Source organism: Thermus sp., from assembly GCF_056332225.1.
The window spans coordinates 62,344-71,951 of record NZ_JBWGQW010000004.1 but is presented as its reverse complement, the minus strand read 5'-3'; the positions used below and the strand labels follow the sequence as shown (position 1 = coordinate 71,951).

Annotated in this window: 11 protein-coding genes, 1 tRNA gene, 1 rRNA gene and 1 pseudogene; 8 read left to right on the top strand and 6 right to left on the bottom strand. The window is 69.1% G+C overall.

Going from position 1 to position 9,608, the window contains the following annotated elements; all coding sequences use genetic code 11:
- Positions 1–58: 58 nt before the first annotated feature.
- From rrf to moaA, 3 genes are all read left to right on the top strand, one after another.
- Positions 59–175: ribosomal RNA gene (rrf, locus tag AC01Y6_RS01890) — 5S ribosomal RNA — on the top strand.
- An 11-nt stretch (positions 176–186) separates the two neighbouring features.
- Positions 187–262: transfer RNA gene (locus tag AC01Y6_RS01885), tRNA-Gly, on the top strand.
- Positions 263–344: 82 nt separating this feature from the next.
- Positions 345–1,322, top strand: coding sequence for a GTP 3',8-cyclase MoaA (gene moaA / locus AC01Y6_RS01880; protein ID WP_476669976.1), 978 nt, complete (start codon positions 345–347; stop codon positions 1,320–1,322).
- Here the strand turns inward: moaA and AC01Y6_RS01875 are convergent.
- Positions 1,300–2,130, bottom strand: a complete 831-nt coding sequence (locus tag AC01Y6_RS01875; RefSeq protein WP_347240330.1) for a DMT family transporter — start codon at positions 2,128–2,130, stop codon at positions 1,300–1,302. The genes moaA and AC01Y6_RS01875 overlap by 23 nt on opposite strands.
- Positions 2,131–2,147: 17 nt before the next feature.
- On the opposite strand from AC01Y6_RS01875, the gene AC01Y6_RS01870 reads away from it, so the two are divergent.
- The 5 genes from AC01Y6_RS01870 to dusA are packed head-to-tail and all read left to right on the top strand — an operon-like array spanning position 2,148 to position 5,968.
- Positions 2,148–3,140, top strand: a complete 993-nt coding sequence (locus AC01Y6_RS01870) for a polyprenyl synthetase family protein (protein ID WP_476669974.1) — start codon at positions 2,148–2,150, stop codon at positions 3,138–3,140.
- A gap of 7 nt (positions 3,141–3,147) precedes the next feature.
- Entirely contained in the window at positions 3,148–3,339 is a 192-nt protein-coding gene (locus AC01Y6_RS01865; protein WP_428716898.1) for a hypothetical protein, read from the top strand.
- Entirely contained in the window at positions 3,327–3,923 is a 597-nt protein-coding gene (locus AC01Y6_RS01860) for a hypothetical protein (RefSeq protein ID WP_476669973.1), read from the top strand. The genes AC01Y6_RS01865 and AC01Y6_RS01860 overlap by 13 nt, the downstream gene beginning before the upstream one ends.
- Position 3,924: 1 nt before the next feature.
- The gene (gene ispH, locus AC01Y6_RS01855) at positions 3,925–4,947 is read left to right on the top strand and encodes a 4-hydroxy-3-methylbut-2-enyl diphosphate reductase (protein WP_476669972.1); all 1,023 of its coding nucleotides are present in this window, start codon (positions 3,925–3,927) and stop codon (positions 4,945–4,947) included.
- Entirely contained in the window at positions 4,940–5,968 is a 1,029-nt protein-coding gene (gene dusA / locus AC01Y6_RS01850) for a tRNA dihydrouridine(20/20a) synthase DusA (RefSeq protein WP_476669971.1), read from the top strand. The genes ispH and dusA overlap by 8 nt, the downstream gene beginning before the upstream one ends.
- Here the strand turns inward: dusA and AC01Y6_RS01845 are convergent.
- The 5 genes and pseudogenes from AC01Y6_RS01845 to AC01Y6_RS01825 all read right to left on the bottom strand — a co-directional run bounded on the left by AC01Y6_RS01845 (position 5,864) and on the right by AC01Y6_RS01825 (position 9,551).
- Positions 5,864–6,484: a tetratricopeptide repeat protein gene (locus AC01Y6_RS01845; protein ID WP_428721404.1), complete on the bottom strand. Its 621-nt coding sequence runs from the start codon at positions 6,482–6,484 to the stop codon at positions 5,864–5,866. The genes dusA and AC01Y6_RS01845 overlap by 105 nt on opposite strands.
- 1 nt (position 6,485) lies before the next feature.
- Positions 6,486–7,808 (bottom strand): glycogen synthase, encoded by a 1,323-nt coding sequence (locus AC01Y6_RS01840; protein WP_476669970.1) that lies wholly within the window; start codon positions 7,806–7,808, stop codon positions 6,486–6,488.
- A gap of 1 nt (position 7,809) precedes the next feature.
- Positions 7,810–8,181, bottom strand: coding sequence for a gamma-glutamylcyclotransferase family protein (locus AC01Y6_RS01835; protein WP_476669969.1), 372 nt, complete (start codon positions 8,179–8,181; stop codon positions 7,810–7,812).
- On the bottom strand, positions 8,151–8,855 hold the full coding sequence (locus AC01Y6_RS01830) for a response regulator transcription factor (RefSeq protein ID WP_476669967.1): 705 nt from the start codon (positions 8,853–8,855) through the stop codon (positions 8,151–8,153). Before AC01Y6_RS01830 ends, AC01Y6_RS01835 begins: the two co-directional genes overlap by 31 nt.
- Before the next feature lie 10 nt (positions 8,856–8,865).
- Positions 8,866–9,551, bottom strand: a pseudogene (locus AC01Y6_RS01825) (SagB/ThcOx family dehydrogenase).
- Positions 9,552–9,608 lie beyond the last annotated feature (57 nt).

Below are 9,608 nucleotides of genomic sequence, written 5' to 3'. Positions count from 1 at the left end.
CCGTCCCCCCCGCCCTAAAGGCACCGCGCGCCCTTTGAAAACCTAAAACACCAAAATCCCCCGTGCCCATAGCGGCGTGGAACCACCCGTTCCCATTCCGAACACGGAAGTGAAACGCGCCAGCGCCGATGGTACTGGGACCGCAGGGTCCCGGAAGAGTAGGTCGGCGCGGGGGATTTTCCTTTCGCGGGAGTAGCTCAGTCGGTAGAGCACGACCTTGCCAAGGTCGGGGTCGCGGGTTCAAGTCCCGTCTCCCGCTCCAAACCCAAACCCCCCAGGATGTAAACCTGGGGGGTTTCGCTTTCCCCCCGGTGGTGTTAAGATGGGCGGCAAAGGGGGATAAGGTGAAGCTTCTAGACAACCACGGGCGCGTGATCAAGGACCTTCGCATCTCCGTCACTCCCCGGTGCAACCTGCACTGCCTCTACTGCCACCCCCTGGGCCTGGAGATGGCCGAGCCTCCTGGCACCCTTACCGTGGAGGAGGTGGACCATTTCCTCGAGGCCGCCTCCCTCCTCGGCCTCTCCGCCGTCCGCTTCACCGGGGGCGAACCCCTGGTGCGCAAGGAGCTTCCCGAGATGATCGCCCGGGCCCGGGCGAAGGAAGGGGTGGAGGACGTGGCCATCACCACCAACGGCCTCCTCTTCGCCAAGCGGGCCAAGGAGTTGGTGGAGGCGGGGCTTAACCGGGTGAACCTCTCCCTGGACGCCATCACCCCGGAGGTCTTCACCCGCATCACCCGCGGGGGGAAGGTGGAAAGGGTCCTCGAGGCCCTTGAGAAGGCCCTGGAGCTCGGCCTCCACCCGGTGAAGCTCAACGCCGTGGTCATCCGGGGGATGAACGAGGAGGAGGTGGTGCCCCTGGCGGGGCTTTCCCTAGACCGCCCCCTCCACGTGCGCTTCATTGAGTACATGCACTTGGACAACTCCGATCCCGAGGAATACCGCCGCCGCTTCGTCCCCGGCAAGGAAACCCGGGCCCGGATTGAGGCGGTCTACGGCCCCTTGGAACCCGTCCCCCACGACCCCACCTCCCCGGCCCGGGTCTTCAAGATCCCCGGGGCCCAGGGCACGGTGGGCTTCATCAACCCGGTGACGGAGCCCTTCTGCTCCCACTGCTCCAGGCTCCGCCTCACCTCGGACAAGAAGCTCAGGCCCTGCCTCCTCACCGACCTGGAGATGGACATCGCCTGGGCCTTTGCCGCCCCCGAGCCCGTGGAGGCCCTGGTGGACGCCATCCTCATCGCCACGAACCGCAAGCCCGCCTTTGGCAACACCCTCCCCACCCTGCGCAAGCGGGTCATGCTGGGGATCGGCGGATAGCCTGGAGGGTGGCGAAGATCACCAAGGAAGCCCCCAGAACCCCCGCAAGGCCCAGGCGCTCCCCCAGAAAAACGTAGGCGAAGAGGGTGGCCCAGACGGGCTCCAGGGTGTAGAGCACCGCCGCCTGAGGGGCGGGCACGTGCTTCTGCCCCCAGGTCTGGAGCCAGGTGGTGAGGGCCGTGGCCGCCACCCCCAGGTAGAGCACCGCCCCCCAGGGGACCTCTAAGGAAAGGCCGCCCTCCCAAAAGGCCCAGGGCCCAGCGAGAAGGGCCGTCCCCACCACCTGGACCGCGGTGAGGGGCAGGGAGGGGAAGGCCTTGGCGTGGACCTCGAGGCGGACGATGTAGAGGGCGTAGGTCACCGCCGTGGCCAGGGTCCAAAGGTCCCCCAGGTTGAGGGGAGGCTGCCTGGGGTCGTAGGAGAGAAGCCCCACCCCCAGAAAGGCCAGGAGGGCGGCCCTTCCCGCCCGCCCCACCCGCCTTCCCCCCAAGGAGAGGAGGAGGGGCACCAGGACCACGTTCAAGGCGGTGATGAAGGCGCTCCGGCTGGCGGAGGTGTACTGGAGGCCGATGGCCTGGCTGGCGTAGCCGAGGAAGAGCCAGAAGGCCAGCTCCATCCCCGGTCCCCAGGCCCCCCTGGGCAGGCGGAGGAGCCAGGGCAGAAAGAAAAGGCTCGCCACCAGGAAGCGGAGGAAGACCAGGCCGCTTGCGGGCACGGCCTCCACGGCCTCCTTCACCACGATGAAGGTGGTGCCCCAAAGAAGCGTCAGGAGGTTGAGGGCGAAAAGGCCCAGGGCGTAGCCCTGCATGGCCTAAAGTGTAAGGCATGGTGCCCGCGCCCGAGGCCGTCCGTCAGGCCATCCAGGAAAGGCTCCTCGCCCGCCTGGCCCACCCCGACCCCCTCTACCAAGACCTCCTCCAGGACTACCCCAGGCGGGGAGGGAAGAGGCTAAGGGGCCTCCTCACCTTCTACAGCGCCCTGGCCCACGGGGCCGGGGAGGAGGCCGGCCTCCTCGCCGCGGAGGCCCTGGAGCTCTTCCAGAACTGGGCCCTGGTCCACGACGACATAGAGGACGGCTCCGAGGAGCGCCGGGGCCGCCCCGCCCTCCACCGCCTCCATCCCATGCCCCTGGCCCTAAACGCCGGGGACGCCCTCCACGGGGAGATGTGGGGCCTCCTGGCGGAGGGCCTCGCCCGGGGGCTCCTCCCCCCAGAGGTGCTCTTGGAGTTCCACGAGGTGGTGCGGCGCACCGCCTACGGCCAGCACCTGGACCTCCTCTGGACCCTCGAGGGGAGGCTGGACCTCCGCCCCGAAGACTACCTCCATATGGTGGCCCACAAGGCCGCCTACTACACCGCCGTGGCCCCCTTGCGCCTCGGGGCCCTCCTCGCCGGGAAGACCCCGCCTTCCGCCTACGAGGAGGGGGGGGTAAAGCTGGGGATGGCCTTCCAGATCGTGGACGACGTCTTGAACCTGGAAGGGGACGAGGCCTACGGGAAGGAGCGGGCCGGGGACCTCTACGAGGGCAAGCGCACCCTGATCCTCCTCCGCTTCCTGGAGGAGGCCTCTCCCGAGGAAAAGGCCCGGACCCTGGCCCTCCTCCGCCTCCCCCGGGAGGAGAAGCCCGAGGAGGAAGTGCGCTGGCTTCTAGAAAGGCTCCTCGCCTCGGAGGCCCTCTCCTGGAGCAAGACCACGGCAAAGAGACTCCAAGAGGAAGGGTTCCAGGTCCTCCTCCCCGCCCTGGAGGGCCTCCCGGGAAAGGAGGCCCTGGACTACCTCCGCACCCTCCTCGCCGCCCTGGTGGAGCGGCGGGCATAATGGGGCCATGCAGGGAGTGCGCTTCAAGGTCATCACCGGGAATGACCCGGATATATTCCAAGAAAGGCTGAACCGCTTCGTGGAGACCCTCCCCGAGAACGTGGTCCTGGTGGAGGTACGCTTCGCCGTGAGCGACGGCCCCTCTCCCCTCTTCGCCGCCCTGGTGCAGTACAAGGAAGTGGAGGAATGGCGGGAGTAGAGGCCTTCCTCTTCTTTCTGGCCCTCCGGGGCGAGGCCAAGCGGGAAGAGGTGCGGGCCCGCTTTCCCCGCCTCGTCCCTCTCCTCAAGGCCCTGGGGGAGGAGGTGGAGGCGCGGGGGGAAACCTTCCGGCTCACGAAGCCCCTCCGCCTCTCCTGGTTCGCCCCGCTTTTTGAGGCCCACTACTCCCCCCTCCTCCCCGAGGCCGAGCGGGCCCTCGCCCTGGAGCGGCTCGTGGAGGCGGCCTTCCTTTCGGCGGAGGCGGGAGAGCCCTTGCCGCATGGGGAGGGGCTCCTCGAGGCGGCCCGGCTCTTCCAGGAGGGAAGCCGGGCCCTCCTCTTGGAGGAGTACCGCAAGGCTCTGCACCGCTTTGGGGAGGCCTTGGGGCTTCTAGAGAGGGAGGGCCTCCCCTTCCCCGCCGCCGCCCTCGCCCTCCTCGCCTGGGCCCAGGAGGGGTTCCGGCCCGGGGGCAAGGCCAAGGAAACCGCCCGAAAGGCCCTGGAGCGGGCCCAGACCCCCTTCGCCCGGGAAGTGGCGGAAAGGGTCCTTGCGCGGGCCACAAAGGGGGGAAACCCCAGGGCCTAGAATGGGGGGCATGGCGGGGCTTAAGCGGGTCTATTTGGCCCGGCCCCGGGGCTTCTGCGCCGGGGTGGTGATGGCCATAGAGGCGGTGGAGCGCTGGGCGGAGGCCCTGAGGGAGAAGGGCGATCTCGTGGTCTACCACGAGATCGTCCACAACCGGGTGGTGGTGGAGCGCCTCGAGGCCAAGGGGGTCCACTTCGTGGAAGACCTCGCCGAGGTGGAGAGGCTCAGGCAAGAGAGGCGCCTCGCGGACACCGTGGTCTTCTCGGCCCACGGCCACCCGCCCGCCGTCCGCAGGCAGGCGGCGGAGATGGGCCTCACCGTCCTGGACGCCACCTGCCCCCTGGTGACCAAGGTGCACACCGAGGCGAGGCGCTACGCCAAGGAAGGGTACTGGATCCTCCTCATCGGGGACTCCGCCGACCACCAGGAGATCAAGGGCACCTACGGGGAGGCCCCGGAGAGGACCCTCCTGGTGGCGGTCCACACCCACGTGGGCAAGGACCCGCGCCTCGCCGACCCCCGCACCGTGGAGGTGCCGGACCCCGAAAAGGTGGTGGTCCTCACCCAGACCACCTTGAGCGTGGACGACACCCTGGCCACCATAGAAATCTTAAAAAAGCGCTTCCCCAAGCTGGTGGTCCCCTCCCGGAAGGACCTCTGCTACGCCACCCAGAACCGGCAGGAGGCGGTGAAGCGCCTCGCCCCCAAGGTGGAGGCCTTCCTGGTCCTCACGAGCCCCCACTCCTCCAACGGCATGCGCCTTTTGGAGCTGGCCCAAAGCCTGGTGGGCCGGGCCTACCGGCTGGAGCGCCCCGAGGAGCTGGAGGAGGCCTGGCTTAAGGGCGTGCGCCACCTGGGGATCACCTCCGCCGCCAGCACCCCCGAGGACCTGGTGCAGGGGGTGGTGGCCCGCCTCAAGACCCGCCACCCGGGGCTGGAGGTGGTGGAGGAAGGAGCGTGGGAGGCCATCAGCTTCCGCGAGCCCAAGCCCATCCCCCCCGAGGAGGTCCTGAAGGGTGCTTGACCTGAGGCTCTCCGTGGCCCCCATGGTGGACCGCACCGACCGGCACTTCCGCTTCCTGGTGCGGCAGGTGAGCCTGGGGGTGAGGCTCTACACGGAGATGACCGTGGACCAGGCGGTCCTAAGGGGAAACCGGGAGCGCCTCCTCGCCTTCCGCCCCGAGGAGCGCCCCCTCGCCCTCCAGCTTGCGGGGAAGGACCCGGAAAGCCTGGCCGAGGCCGCCCGCATCGGGGAGGCGTGGGGGTACGACGAGATCAACCTCAACCTGGGCTGCCCCTCGGAAAAGGCCCAGGAAGGGGGGTACGGGGCCTGCCTCCTCCTGGACCTCCCCCGAGTGCAGGAGATCCTCCGGGCCATGGTGGAAGCGGTGAAGGTGCCGGTGAGCGTGAAGATGCGCCTGGGCCTGGAAGGCCGGGAGACCTACCGGGGGCTTGCCCGAAGCGTGGAGGCCATGGCGGAGGCCGGGGTGAGGGTCTTCGTCGTCCACGCGAGGAGCGCCCTCCTCGCCCTCTCCACGAAGGCGAACCGGGAGATCCCCCCCCTGCGCCACGACTGGGTCCACCGGCTTAAGGAGGACTTTCCCCACCTCGCCTTCGTCACCAACGGGGGGATCCGGAGCCTGGAGGAGGCCCTCCTCCACCTCTTGCGGGTGGACGGGGCCATGCTGGGCCGGGCGGTCTACGAGGACCCCTTCATTCTGGAGGAGGCGGACCAGAGGGTCTTCGGCCTCCCCCACCGCCCAAGCCGCCTCGAGGTGGCCCGGAGGATGCGGGCCTACCTGGAGGAGGAGGCCCTAAAGGGCACGCCCCCCTGGGCGGTCCTTAGGCACATGCTCACCCTCTTCCGGGGAAGGCCCAAGGGGAGGCTCTGGCGGAGAACCCTCAGCGAGGGGCGCTCCCTCAAGGCCCTGGACCAGGCCCTACGGCTTATGGAGGAAGAGGTAGGCGAGGAGGGCGAGGAGAAGGAGCCAGGCCCAAAGGGGCACGGGGAAGCGGCGCCTGGGCTTGCCCGTGAGGGGGTCTAGGGAGGGGGGCGGGGCCATCTTCAGGCGGGTCGCCCGCTTCATGTGGGCCACCATCTTGTCCAGGTCCCCCTTCCGCTTATAAAGGGCGGCCAGGTTCTCGTGGAGGAGGGGGTCCTCGGGGGAAAGCCTCAGGGCCTTCTGGTAGAGGGCGAGGGCCTCCTCCAGCTTTCCCGCCTCCAGGTGGAGGGTCCCCAGGTTGGTGAGGGCCCGGTGGTGGAGGGGGTCAAGCTCCAGGGCCTTCTGGAAGCGCTCCAGGGCCTCCTCCCGCCTCCCCTCCCGCACCGCCTTCACCCCCAGGACCACCTCCTTCTCGGCGGCGAAGAGGGGGTCCTCCAGGGCCTCGGGGTCCTCCTCCAGGAGGGAAAGCCCCCTTAAAAGCCGCTCCCTTTCCCCCTCGGGGAAACCCTCGGCGTAGGCCCGCGCCCCGGCGTAGTCCCTGCGCCGGAGGAGCCTCTGGAAGTGGAGGAGGGCCTCGCCGGAGAGGGCCTCCGCCTCGAGGTCCTTCACGCCCCCCATCCTAGCCCAAGGCCTCCCGGTAGACCTCGAGGTAGGCCCGGGCCGGCCCCTCCCAGGAGAAGTCCTTCTCCATGGCCCTAAGGCCCAGCTCCTCCGCCCCCAGGCGGAAGAGGCGAAGCACGCCGTAAAGAAGCCCCTCGGGATGGTAGGTCTGGAAGAGGACCCCGGTCCTCCCGTCCTCCACGGTGTCCTTGAGCCCCCCCACCGCCCGGGCCACGGGAGCCGTGCCGTAGCGGCTCGCGATCATCTGCACCAGGCCGCAGGGCTCAAAGCGGCTCGGGACCAAAACCGCCTCCGCCCCCGCGTAGGCCAGGCGGGCCATGGCCTCGTCGTAGGCGGGGAAAAAGCGCAGGCCTTCGGGGTTTTCCTCCTCCGCCTGGAGGAGCGCCTCCTTAAGCCCCTCGTCCCCCACGCCTTGGACATAGAGGCGAAAATCCATCTCCCCAAGCCGGGGGAGGGCCGCTAGCAGAAGGTCCAGGCCCTTCTGGAAGTCCAGCCGGCCCACGTAGGCGAGGACGGGGGGCCTGAGGCCGGTCCTCTCCCGGAAGGCCGCCTTGGCCCGGGCCTTCCCCGAGGGGTCCTCCCGGGTGTAGGGGGCGGGGAGGTGGGGGTCCTTGGCGGGGTCGTAAACCTCCGTGTCCAGGCCGTTCAGGATGCCCCGAAGCTTCCCGGCGTGTCTCCTCAAGACCCCCTCCAGGCCCATGCCGAACTCGGGGGTCTGGATCTCCTCGGCGTAGGAGGGGCTCACCGTGGTCACCCGGCGGGCGAAGACGATCCCCCCCTTCATCAGGTTCACCTGGCCGTGGAACTCCAGGGCCTCCATGTGGAAGAGGCTCCAGGGAAGCCCGGTCCAGGAGAAGAAAAGCCCCGGGTCCACGAGGCCCTGGTGGGCCAGGTTGTGGATGGTGTAGACCGTGGGGGCGTAGAGGGCGAGGAGGGCCGCCGTCCAGTCGTGGGCGTGGACCAGGTCGTACCCCCTCGCCACCTCCTTGGCCGCGAGGAGGAAGCGGAGGTAGCGCTCCGCGTCGTCGGGGTAGCCGTAAACCCGGTCCCGCCCAAACCCCTCCACCCCAAGGAGGAGAAACCGCACCCCGCTCTCCACCCGCTCCCCAAGGGGGGCCCTCTCCTCCCTGCCGGCGAAGGCGAAGGCCACCTCCCCCACCCGCTTGGCCTTAAGCCCCCCGTGCCAGGGGAGGAGGACCTCGGCCTCCACCCCCAAAGGCTTCAGGGCCTTGGGCAGGGCCCCCACCACGTCGGCAAGCCCCCCCACCTTCACCAGGGGGTAGGCCTCGGGGGCCACGTGGAGGACGCGCATAAGGCCCATGCTACCCCTTCCAGACCCCCTGGGGAAGGGGCAAGGCCTCCTCGAGGCCCCCCAGGTAAAGGTAAGCCCAGGCCTCCAGGGGCCCCTCTCCCGTCTCCACCCGCACCCGCACCCGCCGGTACGCCTCCCCCTCGTCCTCCAGGGCGTCCAGAAGAGGAAGGGCCTCAGGAGAGAGGCAAAGCACCTCCCCATAGACCCGCCCCTCCCCCGGCACCATGCCCGGGTAGGCGTAGGGGCGGTGGGGACCCTGGGGCAGGTGGTAGAGGCGAAACCCCTCCACGAGGCCGGGAAGGACCCGGTGGAGGTAAGGGACCACCAGGGGGTGGTTCCTCTCCCCCCGCTTCAGGGTCCCGTAGACGAAAACGGCTTCCACTCCTCCCCGAGGAAGCGGTACCCCAGGCCCACCACCGTCTCTATGAAGCGGGGGGCCAGGGGGTCGTCCTTGAGCTTTTTGCGGAGAAGGCGGATGTAAGCGTCCACCACCCTTTCGTTTCCGTCAAACTCGGGTCCCCAGACCCTCTCCAAAAGCTCCTCCCGGGTGAAGACCCGGCCCGGGGCCTGGGCGAAGACCAGAAGGAGGTTCATCTCCGTGGGGGAAAGCCTGAGGGGCTCCCCTTCCAGGTAGGCCTGCCGCCCCTCCAGGTCCACCTCCAAGGGCCCAAAGCGCCTCCGCCCCTCCTTCCCGGCCCGGCGGAGGAGGGCCTTGATGCGGGCGAGGAGCTCCCTCAGAGAGAAGGGCTTCCCCAGGTAGTCGTCCGCCCCTTCCAGAAGCCCCTCCACCCGGCTGTCCTCGTCGGCGCGCCCCGTGAGGAGGAGGACGGGGAGGAGGGGGTCCAGCTCCCGCAGGGCCCGAAGCACCTCCAGGCCCTCGAGGTCGGGCAGGCCCCGGTCCAGGACCACGAGGTCGGGCCTCGCCTCCTCAAAGACCCGGTCCAAGGCCTCCCTCCCCAAGCGAGCCCACCGCACCTGAAAACCCTCCTTTTCCAAAAAGCGCTTCACCAACTCGCCCACCTGGGGGTCGTCCTCCACCAAGAGAATCCTTCCCATAACGGAATACTCACCGCCCCAGAACCAGCACCACGCCGGGATACTCTCCCTCCGGCAATCCCAGAAGCCGCGCCACCTCCTCGTCGTGGAAGGTTTCCGCGGGGTAGGCGGCCAGACCCTGGCCCACCGCGGCAAGCAAGGCGAGGGAAGCGGCGTAGCCTGCCTCTAGAAGAGCATACCGGTATCCCCTGAGGCCGTACAAGGCCTCGCTCCTTTCCGGCACCAGGGTGAAGGCGAGGAGGGCCGCCGCCCTCTCCAGGGCCAGGCCCATGAGGGCCTCGGACCACGGGGCCGCCTCGGCCCGGGGGGAGATCTGGAAAAGCTGATGCTCCTTGGGAAAGTAGTGGTAGACCCCGGGGAACATCCCCTCCACCCGGAAGGCCACCAGGTAGGCCTCGAGGGGGTAGGCCTCCCCCGCCGAGGGGAACCCCCGCCGCCCCTCCCGCTCCGCCAGGGGGTAGAGGACCTGGGAAAGGTCCTTCAGGGTGAGGGAGGCCCCCACCTCGGGGAGGAGGGGCCTCAAGTGGGCCATGGCCCGGAAGAGGGGGGGCCCCCGTCCTGGCGGAAAGGGGGCAGGGCCTGGGTCTCCAGGGGGTTGGCGTAGACCTTGGCCTTGGGTTTCCGCCTTAAGGGGAGCTCGTCTCCCGGGCTCAAGCGGGTAAGGCGGTAGAAGAGCTTGCCGGGGTGCTTCTCCATGGCTAAGTGCCCACACCTTGGCTTTGCAACACAGGACGCCCAAGCTTTGGCTGTGGG

Excerpts from the sequence above, each read along its gene's own strand:
- AC01Y6_RS01830 (WP_476669967.1), bottom strand. The coding sequence starts at position 8,855 with ATGGGAAGGATTCTCTTGGTGGAGGACGACCCCCAGGTGGGCGAGTTG.
- ispH (WP_476669972.1), top strand. The coding sequence starts at position 3,925 with ATGGGGGGCATGGCGGGGCTTAAGCGGGTCTATTTGGCCCGGCCCCGG.
- AC01Y6_RS01840 (WP_476669970.1), bottom strand. The coding sequence starts at position 7,808 with ATGGGCCTTATGCGCGTCCTCCACGTGGCCCCCGAGGCCTACCCCCTG.
- AC01Y6_RS01870 (WP_476669974.1), top strand. The coding sequence starts at position 2,148 with ATGGTGCCCGCGCCCGAGGCCGTCCGTCAGGCCATCCAGGAAAGGCTC.
- AC01Y6_RS01845 (WP_428721404.1), bottom strand. The coding sequence starts at position 6,484 with ATGGGGGGCGTGAAGGACCTCGAGGCGGAGGCCCTCTCCGGCGAGGCC.
- AC01Y6_RS01860 (WP_476669973.1), top strand. The coding sequence starts at position 3,327 with ATGGCGGGAGTAGAGGCCTTCCTCTTCTTTCTGGCCCTCCGGGGCGAG.
- AC01Y6_RS01865 (WP_428716898.1), top strand. The coding sequence starts at position 3,148 with ATGCAGGGAGTGCGCTTCAAGGTCATCACCGGGAATGACCCGGATATA.
- AC01Y6_RS01875 (WP_347240330.1), bottom strand. The coding sequence starts at position 2,130 with ATGCAGGGCTACGCCCTGGGCCTTTTCGCCCTCAACCTCCTGACGCTT.